The organism is Halopseudomonas pachastrellae, assembly GCF_900114765.1.
In the GTDB taxonomy this organism is placed as follows: Bacteria; Pseudomonadota; Gammaproteobacteria; order Pseudomonadales; family Pseudomonadaceae; genus Halopseudomonas; species Halopseudomonas pachastrellae.
This window is the reverse complement of sequence record NZ_FOUD01000012.1, coordinates 1-21,866: the sequence shown is the minus strand read 5'-3', so window position 1 is coordinate 21,866 and position 21,866 is coordinate 1. Positions and strand designations below refer to the sequence as shown.

Below are 21,866 nucleotides of genomic sequence, written 5' to 3'. Positions count from 1 at the left end.
AGGCAGCCGTTTTGCTGCCCCGCGCTGTTTTGCGCACCTGATCGCTCGGGATGACACGGATCTATGTTGAAAATTGGTGGTTTTGTTGTAGTTATCGGCGCCGTGTTGGGTGGCTTTTTGCTGTCTGGCGGCAATATTGCGGCCCTGTGGCATCCCTTTGAAATATTGATCATCGGTGGCGCTGCCTTTGGTGCGTTTCTGGTCGCCAACAGCGGCGCCGTGGTCAAAAAGGCCATGGCCGCCGGGCCGGCCATTTTGTTTGGTCATCGCTTCAACAAGGCGTTTTATCTGGATGTGCTGGGCGTGTTGTACGAAGTGCTCAACAAGAGCCGTCGTGAGGGCATGATGGCTATCGAGGCGGATGTCGAGGCGCCGGCCGAGAGCCCTATCTTCAGCAAGTATCCGGCCATTCTCAAAGACACCCACATGACCGAGTTCATCTGCGACTATCTGCGCATCATGTCCTCGGGCAACATGGCGCCGCACGAACTCGAAGCGCTGTTTGACGTAGAGATCTCGGCCCTGAGCGAAGAGCTGCAGGAGCCCTCCCATGCTGTTACCCGGGTGGCCGACGCCTTGCCCGGTTTCGGTATCGTTGCTGCGGTGCTGGGTATTGTGATCACCATGGGTATTCTGGGTGATGCCGAGAAGGCAGAGATTGGTGAGAAGGTTGCCACCGCCCTGGTCGGGACCTTCCTGGGCATCCTTGCCGCTTATGGCTTTGTCGGGCCGTTTGCCACCGCGATGGGGCATGTCGCCCATGAAGAGGCCAATACCTACGAGGCGATCAAGATGACCCTGGTGGCCAGTGCGCAGGGGCTGCCGCCGGCGCTGGCGGTCGAATTTGGTCGCAAGTCCCTGTTGCCGGAGCATCGCCCGAGCTTTAACGAGCTGGAAGACTCGGTCAAGGGACGCTAAGCGGTGGACAATAACCAACCTATTATTGTCAAGCGGGTCACCCGCAAGGACCACGGGCACCATGGCGGCTCATGGAAAATCGCCTTTGCCGACTTTGCGGTAGCGATGATGGCCTTCTTTTTGGTCATGTGGCTGATTACGGTTGCCACCCCTGAGCAGCTGCGCAGTATCTCTGGCTACTTCAACGACCCGATCGGTTTTAACGAGGGCGGCAGTCCCTGGGCGATTGATCTGGGCGGCTCCCCTGAAGTTGCACCCCAGACCACGCTGAATCAGACCCCGCAGGAGACCGGGCAGCAAGAGGTCAGCGAGGACACCGCGCGCGAGCTGGCTGATCAGGCGGAGCGCCGGGATATGGAGATGCTGCTGCAAGAGCTGCAGAACCAGATCGACAGCGAGCCGGTGCTGCAGCGCTTCAAGGACCAGATTTTGATCGAGATTACCCAGGATGGGCTGCGTATTCAGATTGTCGATGCGGAGAATCGACCGATGTTTGCCAGCGGTAGCGCGCAGCTGCAGCCGTACTTTGAAGAGATTCTCCTGTCGCTGAGCGACACTATTGCCAAGGTCAAGAAGAAGATCAGCGTCAGCGGCCATACGGACGCCCAGCCTTATGTGGGGCGCCGCGGCTACGGAAACTGGGAGCTGTCCAGCGATCGCGCTAATGCTGCGCGTCGCACTCTGTTGGCCGCCGGCTACCCGGAGGAGCAGGTGGCGCGGGTGGTGGGGTATGCCGACTCCGCGCTGTTCAATCGCGATGATCCGCTAAGCCCGATCAACCGGCGTATCGATATCGTGGTGCTCAACCGCCATGCCGAAGAGCAGATAATGGAAGGGGCTGATGCCGACGCGCCTACGGTAGCCCCGCTTGAGCTGGAGGCAGACGCCGAGGCCTCTGCCGCCGACCAGCCCGCGCAGACCTCAGAGCTGCCTGCGTCCTCCGCACCACCGCAAGAGGAGCCCAGCGAGCCGGCAGCCCCGCAGGCACCCGTCGCCGAGGGTGAGCAACGGCGACTGAATTTGTTTGATAATGCCGAGCCGTTGCGCCGGCTGAATCAGTAGCTGTCTGCGCCGTCGTCCAGCGTCGACAGAATGTGGCGATAACTAGCCATGCGCACGGCGGAAATATCACCGTTCTCAACGGCCTGAAGCAGGGCGCAGCCCGGCTCATGCAGGTGCTGGCAGTCGCGGAAGCGGCAGTGGCCGAGAAAGGGACGAAACTCGATAAACCCTTCCAGCAGCTCCTCGTGGCTGATATGCGTCAGGCCAAACTCGCGAATACCGGGTGAGTCAATCAGGTCGCCGCCATCAGGGAAGTGAAACAGCCTGGCTGTCGTGGTGGTATGGGTGCCCTTGCCGGTGCTTTCCGACAGTGCTCCGACGCGTAGGTCCTGCCCTGGCAGCAAGGCGTTGATCAGCGATGACTTGCCCACGCCGGACTGGCCAACAAATACACTGGTATGTCCTTGCAGGTTGCTGCGCAGCTGGTCGAGCCCGTCGCCGGCGCCGGCTGACAGTAGCAGTGTTGGATAGCCCAGGCGGCTGTAGTCATCCAGCCAATGCAGCAGCTCTGCACTGTCTGCGGCTGCCGCCAGAAGGTCCGACTTGTTCATCACCAGCAGTGGCTCCAAGCCGGCCTGTTCGGCAGCCACCAGATAGCGGTCGATCAGGTTGGTGTACGGCGTGGGCAGCGGGGCAAAAACGATAATCAGCCGGTCCACATTGGCTGCTACCGGCTTCAGCTGGCCGCGCTGGTCGGGGCGGCACAGTTCGGTCTGGCGCGGCTGCTGGGCAACGATGACGCCGCCCTGCTGGTTGTCGGCGCGCCAGACGACCTGATCGCCGGTCACCAGCGAGGGCAGATTGGCTCGGCGGTAGCAGCGGCGTATCTGGCCGGCAAATTCGCCGCTGGTGGCTTCAACATCCACCTGCACGCCAAAGTGGGCGATCACCAGACCGGGCTGCTCGGGCCCCAGGTCGCCGCCTTCCAGGCTTTCTTCGGCTTTTTCGGCGCGCCGCTCTGCGCGCGCAGCGCGCTCGTCCTGAATCTTTTGAATGCGCCAGCTCTGGCGGCGGGTAAGGTGTCGTTTGGCCATGGGCTCGGAGTCTGAATAATCGGCGGCAGTTTAGCAGTTATACTGCAGCCAATGCGCGTTTCGCGCCTCCAACACTCATGCAGGAGCTCCCATGCAACACCCTGACAACCTGATCTGGATCGACCTGGAAATGACCGGCCTGGATCCGGACAACGATGTGATCATCGAAATCGCCACCATCGTGACCGACGCCGAACTCAATGTGCTGGCTGAGGGCCCGAGCCTGGCGGTCAAGCAGCCGGACGCGCTGCTCGATGGCATGGATGAGTGGAATACTCGCCAGCACGGCCAGTCCGGCCTGACCCAGCGCGTGCGCGACAGTCAGATCAGTGCGGCAGAGGCCGAGCGATTGACTATCGACTTTCTTGCCGAGTGGGTACCGGCAGGCAAATCGCCCATGTGTGGCAACAGCATCTGCCAGGATCGCCGGTTTCTCTATCGCGGCATGCCGGCGCTGGAAAAGTACTTCCACTACCGCAATCTGGATGTCTCGACTCTGAAAGAGCTGGCCTCACGCTGGGCGCCCGAGGTCAAGAACGGCTTCAAGAAACAGAGCAGTCACCTGGCGATGGACGACATTCGTGACTCGATCGCCGAGCTGCAGCACTACCGCGAGCACTTCATCAAGTATTGATGCTGTGCTGTGCCAGCGCCCAGTCCACATGCTCGCGCACCAGTGCCGAGGGGTGCGTCTGGCGCTGCTTCAGCGCCTCTATCACGTTGATGCTGCTGGTCGCGTTGCCCAGGCCGACGGCCAGGTTGCGCAGCCAGCGCTCGTGGCCAATGCGCCTGACAGGTAAGCCTTCTGTGCGCTTGAGAAAGGTGGCTTCATCCCAGCGGAACAGCTCGACCAGACTGGCCTGGTCCAGATTGTGCCTGGGCGTGAAGTCCGTCTCTTGGGTGGCTTTGGCAAATCGGTTCCAGGGGCAGACCAGCTGGCAGTCATCGCAGCCGAACACCCGGTTGCCCATGGGCTTGCGCAGGTCCTCGGGGATGGCGCCCTTGAGTTCGATGGTCAGATAGGAAATGCAGCGGCGCGCGTCCAGCACATGTGAGCCGACAAAGGCGTCAGTCGGGCAGGCAGTCAGGCAGGCGGTGCATTTGCCGCAATGCTCGGTCTGCTGTGGGGCGTCGATTGGTAGCGGCAGGTCGGTATACAGCTCGCCCAGAAAGAAATAACTGCCTGCCTTGCGGTTAATCAGCATGGTGTTCTTGCCGATCCAGCCAAGGCCTGAGCGGGTGGCAAGCGCGCGCTCCATGACCGGCGCGCTGTCGACAAAAGCGCGGTAGCCGAAGGGGCCGATCAGTGTCTCGATACGCTCGGCCAGCTGCTGCAAACGCCGGCGGATCAGCTTGTGGTAGTCGCGGCCCAGGGCGTAGCGTGAGATATAGGCGGCGTTGGGGTTGGCCAGGCGCTTGGCCATTTCTGTCTCGGTTGGCAGGTAGTCCATGCGCACCGAGAGCACTCGCCTGGTGCCGGGCACCAGCTCGTCCGGGCGGGTGCGCTTGCTGCCGTGGCTGGCCATCCATTCCATTTCGCCGTGGTGGCCGGCATCGAGCCAACGTTGCAGGTGCTCTTCGTGTTCGCCCAGTTCTGCCGCACCAATACCCAGCTGCTGAAAGCCCAGTTCGCGCGCGAGTTGGCGAATCTGCTCGGCTAGCTGCTGATAATCTGGTGTCTGGGGAGTCATGGCGGCTGGGGCTGGTTGACAGGCTTCCCTATAATTGTGCCAGACCTCAAGGGAGCCTATCCATGCTCGCATCACTACCCCCTGTGCTTTATTCCCGTGACCAGACCCGAGCGCTGGACGCAGCGCTGATTGCTGGCGGCATTGCCGGGCTGGAGTTGATGCAGCGCGCCGCCGCAGCCGCTTGGAGTGCAGTGCAGCAGCGCTGGTCGCGGCAGCGCCGCATGACAGTGCTCTGTGGGGCCGGGAATAACGCGGGTGACGGCTACCTGCTGGCGTGTCTGGCGCAGGCTGCCGGCTGGCAGGTGTCGATCTTCACGCTATCCGCGCCGGAGCGCTTGCAGGGCGATGCGGCACTGGCCTGGCGCCAGGCAAGAGATGCGGGCATCGAGATCACGCCCTGGCAGGCCGATAACGAGCTGGCCGGCGTGTTGGTCGATGCCATGCTGGGGACCGGCCTGCAAGGCGCGGTGCGGGCGGGCTATGTGGCGGCGATTGAGGCAATCAACCGCGCCGGTGGTCCGGTATTGGCGCTGGATATCCCCAGCGGCCTGGATGCGGACTGTGGTGTGCCGTGGGGCGCGGTGGTGCAGGCTGCGATGACGGTAACCTTTATCAGTGTCAAACCGGGGCTGCTGACCGGGCAGGGGCCAGACTGCTGCGGTGAGCTGTTGTTTGCGCCCTTGGTTGATGCCCTGCCGGACAGCGTGCCGGCGACCTTGGAACACCTGTTGTCGGAGCGCTGGCAGGACTGTCTTGCGCCGCGTGCCCGGTCTGCTCATAAGGGGCGCTTTGGGCACCTGGTGCTGGTAGGTGGTGGCCCAGGGATGGGTGGCGCAATTATGCTGACGGCCGAGACGGCGCTGCAATCGGGTGCGGGCAAGGTTAGTGTGGCGACCGCACCTGAACATGTCGCGCCCCTGCTGGCGCGGCATCCGGAGGTCATGGTGCACGGTCTGGCGGACGCGGCGGAGCTGGGCGCGCTGGTGCAGCAGGCCGATGCGCTGGTGGTGGGGCCGGGGCTGGGGCGCTCTGCCTGGGCTCAGCAGTGTCTGGCCGTCTGTCTTGCGGCAGACACGCCGCGGGTGTTTGATGCTGATGCGCTGAATCTGCTGGCGCTTATGCCCAAGCCGCCGGCGCTGGGTGAACTGTCTGTGGTTACACCACATCCAACCGAGGCGGCGCGCCTGTTGGGCTGTGCCACGGCAGATATTTCCCAGGATCGTCTGCGGGCGGTCCTGCACCTGGTCGAGCTGCTTGGTTGTCACGCGGTGCTCAAGGGGGCCGGTTCGCTGGTTGCCAGCCCGGCATCGGCAGGGCTGCTGCCGGCGTTGTGCAGTGCAGGCAATCCGGGCATGGCCGTCGGCGGGATGGGTGATGTGCTGTCGGGCTTGCTGGGTGCGTTATTGGCTCAGCGCGTTCCCGCTGCGCAGGCGGCGCGGTATGCTGTGCTGGTGCATGCACAGGCCGGTGATCACCTGGCGCAGAAGGTTGGCGAAGTCGGTCTGATGGCGAGCGAAATGGCGCCGGTCATACGCGGTGTCTTGAATCAACGGGGAGTGGTATGAAGCTGGAATTACTGGCCAACGGCGACGACGCCATGGTCGATCTGGGCGCGCAGATTGCAAAGGCGCTGGAGGGGCGAGGTATCGTCTATCTGGAGGGCAATCTGGGTATGGGCAAGACCACGCTCAGTCGCGGCATCATTCGCTCTTTCGGTCACACCGGGGCGGTCAAAAGCCCCACTTACACGCTGGTTGAACCCTACGAGTTTGGGTCGGTCAATGTATATCATTTTGATCTGTATCGACTGGCCAGCCCTGAAGAACTGGAATTTCTGGGAGTGCGCGACTATTTCGATGGCGACAACCTGTGCCTGGTCGAGTGGCCAGAGAAGGGCGCTGGCGCTTTGCCAAGGCCAGACCTGACCATTACCATTGACGCCGTGGGCGCGGGGCGGCGTTTGACGCTGACCGGGGTCAGCCCGCACGGCCAGGCAAGCTGCCAACGGATTCAACAACTGCGGAGTGAAGGCTAGCGTGATACGCATGACCGGGGGGAAACGCCAGCTGCCTCTGCTGGGAGTGGTGGTGCTCGTCAGTCTGCTTGCGCAATGGGCGCAGGCTGCTGACATCGAGAGCGTGCGCCTGTGGCGTGCGCCGGACAACACGCGGCTGGTGTTTGATCTGAGTGGGCCGGCTGAACATACCCTGTTCACCCTGTCCAACCCCGAACGTATCGTCATCGACATCAGTAACGCCAGGCTGACCGCCAATACCGGTGGGCTTGAGCTGGACAATACGCCGCTCACCGGGCTGCGCTCGGCACCGCGTGACGGTGGTGATTTGCGCGTAGTGCTGGATCTGTCCGAGGCGGTGAACCCCAAGAGTTTTGTCTTGCCGCCCAACCAGCAGTATGGCGACCGGCTAGTGGTCGATCTTTTTGATCAGAGCCCGCGCCGGGCTGGCAGCCTGCCTACGCCCAGTGAGCCCACTGCGTCCCCGTTACCGCAAACCCCGACCCGCTCCGCCAGTGAAGCCGGCGACCGTGACGTGATTGTTGCCATCGATGCCGGTCACGGCGGCGAAGATCCGGGCGCGATTGGCCACGGCGGTGCGCGCGAGAAAGAAGTCGTGCTGGCGATTGCGCGTGATCTCAAGCGTCTGATCGACGCCGAACCGGGTTTCCGTGGCGAGCTGGTGCGCACCGGTGATTACTTCATCCCTCTGCGTCGGCGCACCGAAATTGCCCGTCAGCACAACGCCGACCTGTTCGTTTCCATTCACGCCGATGCGTTCACACGGGCCAGCGCCAATGGCGCCTCCGTATTTGCCCTGTCTGATCGTGGCGCGACCTCTGAAACCGCACGTCTGCTGGCTGATCGGGAGAACCGCTCCGACTTGATCGGTGGTGTGGGTGGCGTCAGTCTGGACAACAAGGATCAGGTGCTTGCCAGCGTGCTGCTGGACCTGTCGATGACCGCCACGCTGTCGGCCAGTCTGGACGTGGGGCAGCAGGTGCTGTCCTCGGTTGGCCAGATCAACCGATTGCACAAGCCCCGGGTGGAGCAGGCCGGCTTTATGGTGCTGAAGTCGCCGGACATTCCCTCGATTCTGGTGGAAACCGGGTTTATCTCCAACCCGGGAGAAGCGCGCAAGCTGGTCACTCGCGATCACCAGCAATCCATGGCGCGTGCCATCTTTACGGGTGTAAAAGGGTACTTCCATCGCAACCCGCCGCCGGGCACCCGTGTGGCTGCCATGAAGGCCGAGGGTCGCCTGGCGCAGGGGCCCCGCGAGCACACAGTGCGTCGGGGTGACAGCCTGTCGGCCATTGCCAATATCTATCAGGTGTCGCTGGCCAGTCTGCGCGATGCCAATGACCTTTCCTCCGACCGCATTCGTGTTGGCCAGGTACTCAAGGTGCCGGCCGGCAGTGTGCTGGTCCAGAACGAACGCTGATATGTCTCGCATTCAACTGCTTAGCCCGCGTCTGGCCAACCAGATCGCGGCAGGGGAGGTCGTTGAACGGCCTGCCTCCGTTATTAAGGAACTGTTGGAAAATAGCCTGGACGCCGGTGCCAAACGTATCGATATCGACGTAGAGCAGGCGGGCGTCAAGCTGCTGCGGGTGCGCGACGATGGTTCGGGTATCGAGCAGGATGACCTGCCGCTGGCGCTGTCGCGCCATGCCACCAGCAAGATTCGTGATCTGGATGATCTCGAGGCTGTTGCCACGCTGGGCTTTCGCGGTGAAGCGCTGGCCTCGGTCAGTTCGGTATCCCGGCTGACGCTGACGTCTTGCCCCGAGGGTGCGGACCAGGCCTGGCAGGTGGAGACCGAAGGGCGCGACATGGCGCCCAGCGTGCGGCCTGCTGCGCACCCGCGCGGCACCACCGTCGAGGTGCGGGATCTGTTTTTCAACACACCGGCGCGGCGCAAGTTTCTGCGTACCGAGAAAACCGAGTTCAGCCACCTGGAAGAAGTCGTCAAGCGCCTGGCGCTCTCGCGCTTTGATGTGGCATTCAACCTGCGGCATAACGGCCGCCCGGTGCTGGGGCTGCCGCCGGCGCAAACCGAGCAGGAGGCGCGCCGGCGGGTTGCCAGTGTCTGCGGCCCGGCCTTTGTCGAGCAGTCGCGGCAGATCGACAGTGAGCGCAGTGGTCTGCGCCTGTGGGGCTGGGTCGGCCTGCCTACGTTCTCACGTAGTCAGGCGGATTTGCAGTACTTCTTTGTCAACGGGCGGATGATCAAGGACAAGCTGGTGGCCCACGCGGTGCGCCAGGCCTACCGTGATGTGTTGTTCAACGGTCGTCATCCAACCTTTGTGTTGTTTATGGAGCTGGACCCGGCAGTGGTGGATGTGAATGTGCATCCGACCAAGCACGAGGTGCGCTTCCGTGATGGCCGCATGGTGCACGATTTTCTCTTCAGCACGCTTTACCGCGCCCTGGCCGACCAGCGGCCGGGCGACCAGGCTGAAGGTGACGAAGCGCCCGTTCCGGGAGCGGCGCCGGTCAGTCAGCCAACCGTATCCGGGTTGGATGCCGGGGTCTTTTCCGGCCAGCAGCGCATGGCGCTGAATGAGGCGCCGGCAACCTGGAATGCAACGCCAGCGAGTGCCTATGTGCCGCCAGCCGCACCGCCGGCCGGGGCTGCGGCAGCCTACGCCGGGCTCTATGGCAGCGCCAGCGCGCCGGCACAAAGCCTGCCGGCAGCGGTTGAAGGTGAGGATGTGCCGCCGCTGGGTTATGCGGTTGCACAGTTGCACGGGGTTTATATCCTGGCTGAAAACGCCGCCGGCATGGTCATCGTCGACATGCATGCAGCCCACGAGCGGATTACCTACGAGCGCCTGAAACAGGCAATGGATCAGGAGGGGCTGCGCAGTCAGCCGCTGCTGGTGCCGGCCAGCATGGCAGTGAGTCAGCGTGAAGCTGATTGTGCGGATGAACATGCCGCCTGGTTTCAAAAACTGGGCATGTCGCTGCAGCGCATGGGGCCGGAAACGCTGGCCATTCGTGAAGTGCCGTCGCTGCTGCGCCAGGCTGATGCCGAGCCGCTGGTGCGCGATGTGCTGAGTGATCTGCTGGAATATGGCAGCAGCGATCGTATTCAGGCACACCTGAATGAGTTGCTGGCGACCATGGCCTGCCACGGCTCGGTACGAGCCAATCGCCGCTTGACCCTGGCGGAAATGAACGCGCTGCTGCGCGATATGGAACATACCGAGCGCAGTGGTCAGTGTAACCACGGGCGCCCGACCTGGACCCAGCTGAGCATGCCCGAGCTCGACAAGCTGTTTTTGCGGGGGCGCTGATGTCCGCAGTCTCCGGCACTTCAGCGTTGCCGCCGCTGGTCTGTCTGATGGGGCCCACCGCCTCGGGCAAGACGGATTTGGCAATGTACCTGTACGACCAGTTTCCCTGTGAGCTGGTCAGCGTCGATTCGGTGCTGGTGTACCGTGGCATGGATATCGGGTCGGCCAAGCCTGATGCGCAAACGTTGCAGCGTTATCCGCATCACCTGATCGATATGCTCGACCCGGCCGAGCCTTATTCGGCAGCAAGGTTTCGTGATGATGCCCTGGCGCTGATACAGGATATTACCGCGCGTGGCCGCGTGCCGCTGCTGGTGGGCGGCACCATGCTGTATTTCAAGGCGCTGGCCGGTGGCCTGGCCAGTATGCCGTCGGCGGATCCGGTGGTGCGTGCGCGGATTGAGGCAATGGCTCTGGAACAGGGCTGGCCGGCGGTTCATGCGGCGCTGGCGCAGGTTGATCCGGCTTCGGCTGAGCGCATTCACCCCAACGATCCGCAGCGGATTTCCCGTGCCTATGAGGTATTTCTTGGCAGCGGGATTACACTGACTCAATGGCATGAGCGTCAGCACGCAGAAAAAGCCGCGGATCAGACGCCCGGCAGCGGTGTTTTACCTTATACTGTGCGCTATCTGGCGGTTGCTCCTCGAGAGCGCTCGGTACTGCATGAGCGAATTGCAGAACGTTTTTCGCTGATGTTGCAACAAGGGCTGATTTCCGAGGTCGAAGCACTGCACGCACGTGGCGATCTGGACGTCAGCATGCCCTCGATCCGGGCGGTCGGTTATCGACAGGTCTGGGATTATCTCGAAGGGCGCCTGAGTTACGAGCAGATGCACGAGCGAGGTGTCATCGCAACGCGCCAGCTAGCCAAGCGTCAGTTTACCTGGTTGCGCGGCTGGAATGAGCCGATTGAGTGGCTTGACAGTCTCGACCCGAAAAGATTCGAGCGGGCCTTGAAAGTGCTGCAGACGGCCTCATTATGAGGCTTCGACGCTTCTGCAAGCTGTGCTTGTGCAGTAACGGTGCCTGCTCGTCTTTTGGATAATGGACAGGCCGGCCGATTCGCATTCAAATAATGCTCAAAAATATACGGTTTCCATAAAAGGAGTGAGGCAATGTCAAAAGGGCATTCACTACAAGACCCTTACCTGAACGTTCTGCGTAAGGAACGTGTTCCGGTATCCATCTATCTGGTCAACGGCATCAAGCTGCAGGGGCAGATCGAATCTTTCGACCAGTTTGTCATTTTGCTGAAGAACACTGTCAGCCAAATGGTCTACAAGCACGCTATTTCCACTGTTGTTCCCGGTCGCCCCGTGCGCCTGCCGACACAGCCCGGTGCTGACGAGGCCGAGGCCGGCAATCCCTGATGATGCAGGAGGCCTGATTGTTTTTTGAGCGCCATGAGGGGGGTGAACGTGCGATTCTTGTTCACCTCGAAGGTCTGGACGAGCAGCGCCAGGAAGATCCGCAGGAATTTATCGAACTGGTACGGTCTGCCGGCGCTGAAAATGCAGGTTTCCTGACCATTTCCCGTCACCAGCCCACCCCGCGTTTTCTCATCGGTAGCGGTAAGGTCGACGAGCTGCGGGCGCTGGTCAAGGCCAGCGAAGGCGAGCTGGTCATCTTCAATCACACCCTGACCCCCAGCCAGGAGCGCAATCTTGAGCGCGAACTGGAGTGCCGGGTCATTGATCGTACCGGTCTGATCCTGGATATCTTCGCCCAACGTGCGCGTACCCACGAGGGTAAGCTGCAGGTTGAACTGGCTCAGCTCGATCACCTCAGCACGCGCCTGGTGCGTGGCTGGACCCACCTTGAGCGGCAAAAGGGCGGGATTGGTCTGCGCGGCCCGGGTGAAACCCAGCTGGAGACCGACCGTCGCCTGTTGCGGGTGCGTATCAAGCAGATCACCAAGCGCCTTGAGAAGGTGCGCAGTCAGCGTGATCAGGCGCGTCGCGCCCGCCGCCGGGCAGAAATCCCGGTGGTTTCGCTGGTCGGCTACACCAACGCGGGCAAATCAACGTTGTTCAACACCCTGACGGTCTCCGAGGTGTACGCGGCCGACCAGTTGTTCGCGACCCTTGATCCGACCTTGCGGCGCATCGACCTGGCCGACATCGGGCCGGTGATTCTGGCCGATACCGTAGGTTTTATCCGTCACCTGCCGCACAAGCTGGTCGAAGCGTTTCGCGCGACCCTGGAAGAGTCCAGTCAGGCTGACTTGTTGTTGCATGTGATTGATGCCGCCGACGAGGAACGCGAGTCCAATGTCGACCAGGTGCATCACGTGCTTGGTGAGATCGGTGCCCTCGAGTTGCCGATGCTTGAGGTGTACAACAAGATCGATCTGATTGACGGCTTCGAACCGCAGATCCAGCGTGATGAAGACGGCGTGGCGGTGCGCGTCTGGATTTCGGCGCAGCAGGGGCGAGGTCTGGACCTGCTGGCGCAGGCCATTGCTGAGCGGCTGGGTGATGATATCGTGCAGGAGCGGATTCAGCTCGACTATGCCGAGGCTCGGTTGCGCGCCCAGTTCTATGCCGCCGGTGCGGTGCTGGGGGAGCAAATTGGCGAAGATGGCCGGCAGCAGCTGGAAGTGCGCCTGCAGCGCAGCGATTTCAATCGCCTGCTCAAGCGCGAAGGCTGGCAGCCGGAGCAGTTTCTGCAGCAACATACTTTGCAATGAAAGCGGGGGAGGCGGGTTCGCGTCCCCTGTCAGGTTTACGGTAGGATTGCACCCTGTTTCGGGTCGCTGGCGGCCCGGGCTTTGATTGGTTACAGATAACGGAGAACGCTATGGCCTGGAATGAGCCTGGTGGCGGCAACAATTCTAATGACCAGGATCCCTGGGGCAGTGGCGGTAATGGCGGCGGCGGTGGAAATCGCGGCGGCAAGCAGGGTCCACCTGACCTGGACGAGGCGCTGCGCAAGCTGCAGGACAGCCTGAACAACCTGTTCGGCTCGGGTAGGCGCAGCAACCGAAACGGCGGTTCTGGCGGCAGCAGCACTGGTGGCGCGGGTATTCCCGGCTGGATGTGGGCGCTGGGCCTGGTGCTGATTCTCGGCTTCTGGGTATTCAAGGCCGTTTATATGGTCAATGAGCAGGAGCAGGCGGTCGTTCTGCGCTTTGGTGAGTATCACCGCACCGTCGGTCCGGGTCTGCACCTGTACTTCCCCCCGATCGAGAAGAAGTTCCAGCGTAACGTGACGCAGGTACGTTCCTATCGTCAGCAGGGTCAGATGCTGACCGAAGACGAGAACATCGTTGAAGTGCCGGTCGCGATTCAGTACCGCATCTCCAATCTCGAGAACTTTGTGCTCAAGGTCGAAGATCCTGAGACCAGTTTGCGTCATGCCACTGAAAGTGCCGTGCGCCACGTTGTAGGCTCCACGCCGATGCACCAGGTGCTGACCGAGGGGCGTGAGCAGATGGCGGTTGAAGTCACCGAGCGTCTGCAGCGTTATCTGGATAGCTATAACACCGGCATCGCGGTGACTCAGGTAAACATCGAGAACGCCCAGGCGCCGGCCGAGGTGCAGGATGCGTTTGATGACGTTATCCGTGCCAAGGAAGACGAGGTGCGTGCGCGCAACCAGGCCGAAGCCTACGCCAATGGCGTGATTCCGGAAGCCCGCGGTCGGGCCCAGCGGATGCTGGAAGAGGCCAATGGTTATCGCGATGAAGTCGTTGCCCGCGCCGAGGGTGAGGCGAGACGCTTTGATCTGCTGCTGGAGCAATACGTGTTAGCACCTGAGGTGCTGCGCGAGCGCATGTACATCGAGGCCATGCAGAATGTTCTGAGCAACACCAGCAAGGTGCTGGTCGCTGGTGGGGAGGGCAGCAACAATCTGCTGTACCTGCCGCTCGACAAGCTGATGAGCCAGAGTGGTAGTGGTTCATCCAGCAGCTCGTCCTCTGGTGTACCGCCGATTGTGTCGAGTGATTCGTCCGCCCGTACGCCTGCTTCGCAGCAGCGTGATCTGCGCTCCAGGGAGTCCCGCTGATGAGTAACAAATCACTGTTTGGATTGATTGTGCTGCTGGCCGCGGTCATCGTTGGCTGGAACAGCTTCTTCGTAGTCGATCAAACCGAGCGCGCGATTGTGCTGCAGTTCGGTAAGGTGGTGAAGAACGATGTGCCGCCGGGTCTGCACTTCAAACTGCCGTTTGTGCAGGAGGCGCAATCCTTTGACGGTCGTCTGCTGACGCTGGATACCGCTACTCAGCGCTATCTGACGCTGGAGAAGAAGGCGCTGATGGTGGATTCCTACGCCAAGTGGCGCATCGCTGATGTGCAGCGCTTCTACACCGCGACCTCCGGTCTGCGTGCCATCGCTGAAGAGCGTCTGTCGCGCCAGCTGGAATCGGGTCTGCGCAACGAGGTGGCGCGCCGTACTCTGCACGAGGTTGTGTCCGGTGAGCGCGATCAGCTTATGGCTGACATCACGGCTACCCTGGATGAAAACGCCCGTCGCGAGCTAGGTATCGAGGTGCTAGATGTGCGGGTCAAGGCGATTGATCTGCCGGCCGAGGTAAACCGCAGCGTATTCGATCGCATGAGTACCGAGCGTGAGCGTGAGGCGCGTGAACATCGCGCCAAGGGTGCCGAGCTGGCCGAGGGGATTCGCGCCGATGCTGATCGTCAGCAGCGCGTGATCGTTGCCGAGGCGTTCCGTGAGTCCGAGAAGATTCGCGGTGATGGCGATGCGCAGGCGGCAGCGATCTATGCTGAGGCCTATAACAAGGACCCGGAGTTTTACTCCTTCTCGCGTAGTCTGCAGGCGTACCGTGAGAGCTTTGCCAACAAGTCCGATATGCTGGTGTTGGACCCGGAAAGCGAGTTCTTCAAGTATATGCAGGCTGATCCGCTGCAACGCTGAGTGCCTTGGCTCCGAAAGACGGGCTACCCTTGGGTAGCCCGTTTTGCTGTCTGGGCTGGTGATGGGTGGCTGCGGATTTGCGCAGGTGCTGGCCGCGCAAAACGTGGTACACTTGCGCAGCCGGGAAATCCCGGCTTTTTTGTGACCGGTCCACGCTGCTTGACGCGCTGGCAGAGGTGGTGCTGACGGGGGCGGGCATGTTGCAGGAAATCTTGACGGCACTCTGTCTGGTGCTGGTAATCGAGGGCATACTGCCCTTTCTGATGCCGGCGCGCTGGCAGCGTCTGCTGGGTGGTATCGCCGAGCTGGGTGTGCGTCAGATAAGGCTGGCAGGTCTTGCCAGTATGTTGATCGGGACCTTGTGCCTGTATCTGGTTCGCTAGGTGTCTGAGCGTCACGCAGAGGCTCGGCACCCTGTATGAAAGGTTTAAAAAATGCCTAGTGTAGATCGCTGGCTGTTGCCTGACGGCATCGACGAAGTGCTGCCCCGTGAGGCGGTACGTATTGAAACAGCTCGTCGACAGCTGCTGGATCTGTTCTCCCGTTGGGGGTATGACTTGGTCATCACCCCGCACATCGAATACCTCGAATCGCTGCTCACTGGCGCTGGCCATGATCTTGAGCTGCAAACTTTCAAAATGATCGATCAGCTATCCGGGCGCATGCTTGGCCTGCGCGCCGACATCACGCCGCAGGTTGCGCGTATCGATGCGCACACGCTGGGCGCCGAGGGGCCGTCGCGTCTGTGCTACTGCGGTAGCGTGCTGCATACGCGTCCGCGGGCGCTGTCCACCTCGCGCAGTCTGATCCAGCTGGGGGCTGAGCTGTATGGCGACGCCTCCAGTGCCAGCGACATCGAAGTTATCTCCCTGATGCTCGAGACCCTGGCGCTGTGCCGTGTCGAGGGTGTGCATCTGGATATCGGGCACGTCGGCATCTATCGCGGCCTGATTCAGGCGGCCGGGGTAGATGAGTCGACCGAAAGTGCGCTGTTCGATGCCCTGCAGCGCAAGGCCGTTGACGAGGTGGCCGAGTTGGCTGGTTCGCTTGAGCAGGCCTCGTTGGGCGCCATGCTGTGCAGTCTGGTTGAGCTGTCCGGTGGGGTTGAGGTGCTTGATCGCGCCCACGCGCTGCTCGACGGCGCGCCTGAGGCGGTTATGGCTGCGCTGGATGATCTGGCTGAAGTGGCGCAGGTGTTGGCGCGCAACTACCCTGATGTGCCGCTGTATTTCGACCTGGGTGAATTGCGTGGCTACCATTACCACACGGGCGTGGTGTTTGCCGCCTTTGTGCCGGGGCTTGGCCAGAGTGTCGCCCAGGGTGGTCGTTATGACGATATCGGTAGCGACTTTGGGCGTGCGCGCCCGGCTACCGGTTTCTCGACCGATTTGCGCTTTCTCGTTCAGCGCGGCCAGATCGCTGGTGCCGAGCCGGTTGCGGCTATCTGGGCGCCCTATAGCGCCGAAGCTGGCCTGCAGCAGGCCGTGGCTGAGCAGCGCGCAGCAGGGCAGCGCGTGATTTTAGCGCTGCCAGGGCAGGCGGATAGTGAAGCGATGACCCACGGTTGTGACCGTGTGTTGACCTGGCGTGACGGCCGTTGGCAGGTCGTTCAACTGAATTCGTGATTAGACGGCCGCAAGGCCATTTCAATTCTAGTGAGGCATGGGCTGAACATGGGTAAGAATGTTGTCATCCTGGGGACCCAGTGGGGCGATGAGGGTAAGGGCAAGATCGTTGACCTGCTGACCGATCAGGTCGCGGCGGTGGTGCGTTATCAGGGCGGCCATAACGCCGGCCACACGCTGGTGATCGATGGTGAGAAGACCGTGCTGCACCTGATCCCATCCGGGATTCTGCGCGACAACGTCCAGTGCTTTATCGGTAACGGCGTGGTGCTGTCTCCCGAGGCGCTGCTGAAGGAGCTGACCGAGCTGGAAAGCAAGGGTGTTCCGGTTCGCGAGCGTCTGCGCATCAGCCCGGCCTGTCCGCTGATCCTGCCGTACCACGTTGCGCTGGACCAGGCCCGCGAGCTGGCTCGTGGCGAGGCCAAGATCGGCACCACCGGTCGCGGTATCGGTCCAGCCTACGAAGACAAGGTGTCGCGTCGGGGTCTGCGCGTGGCTGACCTGTTCCACCGTGAGCGCTTTGCCGCCAAGCTGGGTGAGGTGCTGGATTATCACAACTTCGCCCTGCAGCATTACTACAAGGTCGAGCCGATCGACTTCCAGAAGACGCTGGATGAGGCGATGGAGTACGCCGAGTGGCTGGCGCCGTTGATGACCGATGTTACCGCGCGTTTGCATGAGCTGCGCCGCGAAGGTGCCAACATCATGTTCGAGGGCGCTCAGGGTTCGCTGCTCGATATCGACCACGGCACCTATCCCTTCGTGACCAGCTCCAACACTACCGCCGGCGGTACTGCCACCGGGTCGGGCTTTGGTCCGCTGTATCTGGACTATGTGCTGGGCATCACCAAGGCCTACACCACCCGTGTTGGCTCCGGTCCGTTCCCGACCGAGCTGTTTGACGAGGTGGGTAGCCGTCTGGCCGAGCGTGGTCACGAGTTTGGCTCTACCACCGGGCGCGCACGCCGTTGCGGCTGGTTTGATGCGGTTATTCTGCGTCGGGCCATCGAGATCAACAGCATCAGTGGTCTGTGCCTGACCAAGCTGGACGTGCTGGATGGCCTGGATGTGATCCGTATCTGTGTGGGTTACCGTAATGCTCAGGGCGATGTGATCGAAGCGCCAACCGATGCCGACAGCTACATTGGCCTGGAGCCGGTGTACGAGGACATGCCGGGCTGGCAGGAGTCCACGCTGGGCGTGAAAACGCTGGAAGGGCTGCCGGCCAACGCGCAGGCCTACATCCGCCGTATCGAAGAGTTGGTGGGTGCGCCCATCGATATCATTTCGACCGGCCCGGATCGTAATGAAACAGTGATTCTGCGCCAGATTTTCCAGGGCTGAGTACTGCTGTTGAAAAAGGCGCTCTTCGGGGCGCTTTTTTTATGCCTGGGCTTTGTGTGGGGGAGGGGGCGAACATCAGGCATAAAAAAACCGAGCGCATGGCTCGGTTCTTTTACGAAATTGGTGCCCAGGAGAAGACTCGAACTTCCACGACCGTGAGGTCACTAGCACCTGAAGCTAGCGTGTCTACCAATTTCACCACCTGGGCGATTTCTTTAAGCTGAAAAAACCGAGCAGCTGCTCGGTTTTTTCTGAATTGGTGCCCAGGAGAAGACTCGAACTTCCACGGCCGTAAGGCCACTAGCACCTGAAGCTAGCGTGTCTACCAATTTCACCACCTGGGCATGTCATCTGGAGCTGCTATGCTGAACCGGAGCTCACTGCGATAGCTGTTTCCTGTTGACGGCGCGAATCTTAGATAGTCGTAGCGGACTTGTAAACCCCTGACGTGAAAAAAATTATCCTGCAAACAGGTGCATGTGGCATTGATTTTCGGTTCAATAGGCGCCTATGACGAAAAAGACCAAATCTCCCGGTTCGACCTCCCGGTCGACCACATCCAACGCTTCCCCCAACTCCGCTGTGTCGTCTGACTGGAGTCAGATGGACCCTGAGGCGCGGCGCGAAGCAGAAAAGTATGACAACCCCATTCCCAGTCGCGAGCTGATCCTTCAGCTGCTGGAGAATCGTGGCGCGCCGGCGACGCGCGCCCAGCTGCAGCAGGAGTTCGGGCTGCAGGACGAAGAAAGTATCGAGGCTCTACGCCGACGCCTGCGCGCCATGGAGCGTGACGGTCAGGTGATCTACACGCGGCGCGGTGCCTACGCACCAGTCGACAAGCTGGACCTGATCCCCGGACGGGTTCAGGGGCATCGTGACGGTTTCGGCTTTCTGGTGCCGGACGACGGCGGTGAAGACCTGTTCCTCGGCCCCTCGCAGATGCGCCTGGTATTTGATGGCGACCGCGTTCTCGGGCGTGTCACCGGCGTAGATCGCCGTGGCCGTAGCGAAGGTGCGGTTGTCGAGGTGATAGCCCGTGCCCACGAGATTCTGGTGGGGCGCTATTACGAAGAAAACGGCATCGGCTTTGTGGTTGCTGACAACGCCCGCATTCAGCATGACGTGCTGATTGCGCCGAACGCCAAGGGCGGCGTCAAGCACGGCCAGTACGCCGAGGTGCGCATCACCCAGTGGCCGACCATGAGTCGTCAGGCCCAGGGTGAGGTGATTGAAGTGGTTGGCGACTACATGGCGCCAGGCATGGAAATCGAAGTCGCGCTGCGCAGCTACGACATTCCCAGCGAATGGCCCGATGCAGTCATCAAGGAAGCTGAGCGCCTGAAGGATCACGTGGTCGAGAAGGACAAGCTCAAGCGTGTCGACCTGCGCCACCTGCCGCTGGTCACCATTGACGGTGAAGACGCCCGCGACTTTGACGATGCGCTCTATTGTGAGCCGCACAAGGCCAGTGGCTGGCGGCTGTTCTCCGGTGGCTGGAAGCTCTACGTTGCCATCGCTGACGTGTCGCACTACGTGCCGGTCGGCTCGGCGCTGGACGAAGAGGCCGAGCTGCGTGGCACCTCGGTGTACTTCCCCAGTGAAGTGATCCCCATGCTGCCGGAGGCGCTGTCCAACGGCTTGTGCTCGTTGAATCCGCATGTTGATCGCCTGGCAATGGTCTGTGAGATGACTATCTCCAAGACCGGTGAGCTGACCGACTTCGAGTTCTACGAAGGGGTGATCCACTCCCACGCGCGGCTGACCTACAACAAGGTCTCCAGCATGCTGGAGCAGCCGCGCAGCCGTGAAGGCAAGGCGCTGCGCGATGAGTATGCCGAGGTGCTGCCGCACCTGGAGAACCTGTACGAGCTTTACAAGGCCCTGGCCAAGGCGCGGCAGGGGCGTGGCGCGATTGATTTCGAGACCACTGAAACCCGTATGGTCTTTGGTGAAGATCGCAAGATCGTCGAGATTCGCCCGACCACGCGCAATGATGCTCACAAGATTGTTGAAGAGTGCATGCTCTGCGCCAACGTGGCTACTGCGCGTTTCCTGCAGGAGCTTGAGTTGCCCGGTCTGTACCGCGTGCACGATGGCCCGCAGGCCGAGAAGGTGGAGCGCCTGCGCGAGTTTCTCAACTCCCAGGGCTTGAGTCTGACGCGCAAGAAGGGTGTGCCGACGCCGGAAGATTACGCGGCGGTGCTGGCCAAGGTGCAGGGGCGCCCTGATGCCCAGCTGATTCAGACGGTCATGCTGCGCTCGCTTAGCCAGGCGGTCTACAGCCCGGACAATGCCGGCCACTTTGGTCTGAATTACGAGGCCTATACCCACTTTACCTCGCCGATCCGGCGTTATCCGGACTTGCTGGTGCATCGCGCCATTCGCAGTGTGATCCGCTCGCGTCGCAAGACCGATCTGGTTCGCCGTGCCGGTGCCGGTGTGATGCCGAAGGGGCGCATCTACCCGTACGACCATCAGCGTCTGGCCGAGCTGGGCGAGCAGTGCTCGCAGAACGAGCGCCGGGCGGATGAGGCGACCCGTGATGTGGTCAGCTGGCTCAAGTGCGAATTCATGCAGGATAAGGTGGGCGAAAGCTTTGACGGTCTGGTCACCGCTGCCACCAGCTTTGGTCTGTTTATCGAGCTGACCGATATCTACGTCGAGGGCTTGCTGCACGTCACAGCGCTGCCGGCCGATTACTACGTGTTTGATGCGGTGCATCACGCGCTGGTTGGTGAGCGCTCCGGCAGGCGCTTCCGTCTTGGTGATCCGGTACGTGTGCAGGTCGCCCGGGTGGATCTGGATGATCGCAAGATCGACTTTGAAATGGCCGCAGACACCCCGCAGCCGGCGGCTGCAGAGCGTCAGGTGTCCGCCAGTCGGGCAATGCGTGAAAAGCTGCTGGCAGATGCCCGCCGCGCCGCAGGTGAGTCGGAGCCGCGCAGTAAAGGGCGCTCTGGCTCCGGCGCTGGCAAGGCGCCGGCAAGCAAGGGTAAGGGCAAGTCGGCCAAGCCGGCCGCTGGCGCCAAGCCCGCAGGCAAGAAGCCAGCCGGTGATAACCGTGGCCCACGCAAGCGCAAGGCCCGTTGAGTATGAGTGATCTGGAGCGGGTATTTGGCCTGCACGCGGTGCAGGCTCTGCTGGATCGTCATCCCAAGCGGATCAAGCGCCTGCTGCTGCAGGCAGGACGTCTGAACGAGCGTCAGCAGGCGCTGCTTGCGCTGGCGGAGCGCCAGGGGGTTGCCTTGCAGCGTGTCGCCGGTGACGAGCTGGACGCGCAGGCCGAAGGCGTGCACCAAGGCGTAGTGGCCGAGGTGGTACCCAGTCAGCTGTGGTCCGAGGAGATGCTGGGGCACATGCTGGACCGGCTGGAGGGCGCGCCCTTGCTGCTGGTGCTGGACGGTGTGACCGACCCGCACAACTTGGGCGCCTGCCTGCGCAGCGCCGATGCAGCTGGCGCACACGCGGTGATCGTGCCGCGCGATCGCTCGGCCAGTCTGAATCCGACGGTGCGCAAGGTGGCCTGTGGCGCGGCTGAAACCGTGCCGCTGGTGGCAGTGACCAATCTCAGTCGAACTCTCAAGCAGCTCAAGCAACGCGGACTCTGGGTGGTCGGTACGGCAGGCGAGGCGGATCAGCTGATCTACGACGTTGATTTCACTGTGCCGTCGATCATCATCATGGGGGCGGAAGGAGCCGGTATGCGGCGTCTGACACGCGAGCATTGCGACTTCCTGGCCAAGCTGCCCATGGCGGGCAGCGTCAGCAGTCTCAACGTGTCGGTAGCAACCGGTATCTGCCTGTTCGAAGCCGTACGCCAGCGCGGCGCATCGAGCTGACCTATATGCCGGCGGTGCCGTGGGCGCCGTCGGTGTAACTCACCCCTTGCAGGGTCGCTAGGGAAACTCTGAAAAAGACTTTCTGATTTGGCAAAATACCGCGACCCCACCCACCGAGTTTCCCGATGAAGCAGATGACCTTCGCCGACGC

At 61.7% G+C, this 21,866-nt stretch carries 19 protein-coding genes and 2 tRNA genes; 17 read left to right on the top strand and 4 right to left on the bottom strand.

The genetic code is table 11. The features are described from left to right. The first annotated feature begins 63 nt into the window (after positions 1–63). Positions 64–918: a flagellar motor stator protein MotA gene (gene motA, locus BM116_RS10605; RefSeq protein ID WP_083728701.1), complete on the top strand. Its 855-nt coding sequence runs from the start codon at positions 64–66 to the stop codon at positions 916–918. A 3-nt stretch (positions 919–921) separates the two neighbouring features. Continuing rightward, on the top strand, positions 922–1,980 hold the full coding sequence (motB, locus tag BM116_RS10600; protein ID WP_083728700.1) for a flagellar motor protein MotB: 1,059 nt from the start codon (positions 922–924) through the stop codon (positions 1,978–1,980). Here motB and rsgA read toward each other — a convergent pair. Then, positions 1,974–3,014 (bottom strand): small ribosomal subunit biogenesis GTPase RsgA, encoded by a 1,041-nt coding sequence (gene rsgA / locus BM116_RS10595; RefSeq protein ID WP_083728699.1) that lies wholly within the window; start codon positions 3,012–3,014, stop codon positions 1,974–1,976. The genes motB and rsgA overlap by 7 nt on opposite strands. Before the next feature lie 91 nt (positions 3,015–3,105). Between rsgA and orn the strand changes: the two genes are divergently transcribed. Beyond that, complete coding sequence (gene orn / locus BM116_RS10590; RefSeq protein WP_083728698.1) at positions 3,106–3,648, top strand: oligoribonuclease; 543 nt, start codon at positions 3,106–3,108, stop codon at positions 3,646–3,648. Here orn and queG read toward each other — a convergent pair. Continuing rightward, positions 3,638–4,705 (bottom strand): tRNA epoxyqueuosine(34) reductase QueG, encoded by a 1,068-nt coding sequence (queG, locus tag BM116_RS10585; RefSeq protein WP_083728697.1) that lies wholly within the window; start codon positions 4,703–4,705, stop codon positions 3,638–3,640. The genes orn and queG overlap by 11 nt on opposite strands. A gap of 62 nt (positions 4,706–4,767) precedes the next feature. Here queG and BM116_RS10580 point away from each other — a divergent pair, with 62 nt between their 5' ends. The 12 genes from BM116_RS10580 to BM116_RS10525 all read left to right on the top strand — a co-directional run bounded on the left by BM116_RS10580 (position 4,768) and on the right by BM116_RS10525 (position 17,876). Continuing rightward, complete coding sequence (locus tag BM116_RS10580) at positions 4,768–6,270, top strand: NAD(P)H-hydrate dehydratase (RefSeq protein ID WP_083728696.1); 1,503 nt, start codon at positions 4,768–4,770, stop codon at positions 6,268–6,270. Next, positions 6,267–6,740 (top strand): tRNA (adenosine(37)-N6)-threonylcarbamoyltransferase complex ATPase subunit type 1 TsaE, encoded by a 474-nt coding sequence (gene tsaE, locus BM116_RS10575; RefSeq protein ID WP_235846740.1) that lies wholly within the window; start codon positions 6,267–6,269, stop codon positions 6,738–6,740. Before BM116_RS10580 ends, tsaE begins: the two co-directional genes overlap by 4 nt. Positions 6,741–6,750: 10 nt before the next feature. Beyond that, positions 6,751–8,163: an N-acetylmuramoyl-L-alanine amidase gene (locus BM116_RS10570; RefSeq protein WP_083728695.1), complete on the top strand. Its 1,413-nt coding sequence runs from the start codon at positions 6,751–6,753 to the stop codon at positions 8,161–8,163. 1 nt (position 8,164) lies between these two features. After that, positions 8,165–10,021: a DNA mismatch repair endonuclease MutL gene (gene mutL, locus BM116_RS10565; protein WP_083728694.1), complete on the top strand. Its 1,857-nt coding sequence runs from the start codon at positions 8,165–8,167 to the stop codon at positions 10,019–10,021. After that, complete coding sequence (gene miaA, locus BM116_RS10560) at positions 10,021–11,007, top strand: tRNA (adenosine(37)-N6)-dimethylallyltransferase MiaA (RefSeq protein WP_083728693.1); 987 nt, start codon at positions 10,021–10,023, stop codon at positions 11,005–11,007. Before mutL ends, miaA begins: the two co-directional genes overlap by 1 nt. A 132-nt stretch (positions 11,008–11,139) precedes the next feature. After that, positions 11,140–11,394, top strand: coding sequence for an RNA chaperone Hfq (gene hfq, locus BM116_RS10555; RefSeq protein WP_083728692.1), 255 nt, complete (start codon positions 11,140–11,142; stop codon positions 11,392–11,394). 17 nt (positions 11,395–11,411) lie between these two features. After that, positions 11,412–12,713 carry a ribosome rescue GTPase HflX gene (hflX, locus tag BM116_RS10550; RefSeq protein WP_083728691.1) on the top strand — a complete coding sequence of 434 codons (1,302 nt, stop codon included), beginning with the start codon at positions 11,412–11,414 and terminating at the stop codon, positions 12,711–12,713. Positions 12,714–12,823: 110 nt separating this feature from the next. Then, a complete protein-coding gene (hflK, locus tag BM116_RS10545; RefSeq protein ID WP_083728690.1) occupies positions 12,824–14,032 on the top strand; it encodes an FtsH protease activity modulator HflK in 1,209 nt (402 codons plus the stop codon). Further along, the gene (hflC, locus tag BM116_RS10540) at positions 14,032–14,907 is read left to right on the top strand and encodes a protease modulator HflC (RefSeq protein WP_083728689.1); all 876 of its coding nucleotides are present in this window, start codon (positions 14,032–14,034) and stop codon (positions 14,905–14,907) included. The genes hflK and hflC overlap by 1 nt, the downstream gene beginning before the upstream one ends. A 197-nt stretch (positions 14,908–15,104) precedes the next feature. Continuing rightward, positions 15,105–15,290: a DUF2065 domain-containing protein gene (locus BM116_RS10535; protein WP_083728688.1), complete on the top strand. Its 186-nt coding sequence runs from the start codon at positions 15,105–15,107 to the stop codon at positions 15,288–15,290. Positions 15,291–15,341: 51 nt separating this feature from the next. Further along, the gene (locus BM116_RS10530; protein WP_083728687.1) at positions 15,342–16,532 is read left to right on the top strand and encodes an ATP phosphoribosyltransferase regulatory subunit; all 1,191 of its coding nucleotides are present in this window, start codon (positions 15,342–15,344) and stop codon (positions 16,530–16,532) included. A 48-nt stretch (positions 16,533–16,580) separates the two neighbouring features. Continuing rightward, on the top strand, positions 16,581–17,876 hold the full coding sequence (locus BM116_RS10525) for an adenylosuccinate synthase (protein ID WP_083728686.1): 1,296 nt from the start codon (positions 16,581–16,583) through the stop codon (positions 17,874–17,876). A gap of 121 nt (positions 17,877–17,997) precedes the next feature. Here the strand turns inward: BM116_RS10525 and BM116_RS10520 are convergent. Together BM116_RS10520 and BM116_RS10515 are read right to left on the bottom strand one after the other, a co-directional pair. Beyond that, positions 17,998–18,084: transfer RNA gene (locus tag BM116_RS10520), tRNA-Leu, on the bottom strand. Positions 18,085–18,133: 49 nt separating this feature from the next. Continuing rightward, a tRNA-Leu gene (locus BM116_RS10515) sits at positions 18,134–18,220 on the bottom strand. 259 nt (positions 18,221–18,479) lie between these two features. Between BM116_RS10515 and rnr the strand changes: the two genes are divergently transcribed. Both rnr and rlmB read left to right on the top strand, forming a co-directional pair. After that, positions 18,480–20,966: a ribonuclease R gene (gene rnr, locus BM116_RS10510; protein ID WP_235846739.1), complete on the top strand. Its 2,487-nt coding sequence runs from the start codon at positions 18,480–18,482 to the stop codon at positions 20,964–20,966. A gap of 2 nt (positions 20,967–20,968) precedes the next feature. Continuing rightward, positions 20,969–21,715 carry a 23S rRNA (guanosine(2251)-2'-O)-methyltransferase RlmB gene (rlmB, locus tag BM116_RS10505; RefSeq protein WP_083728684.1) on the top strand — a complete coding sequence of 249 codons (747 nt, stop codon included), beginning with the start codon at positions 20,969–20,971 and terminating at the stop codon, positions 21,713–21,715. Positions 21,716–21,866: the final 151 nt, after the last annotated feature.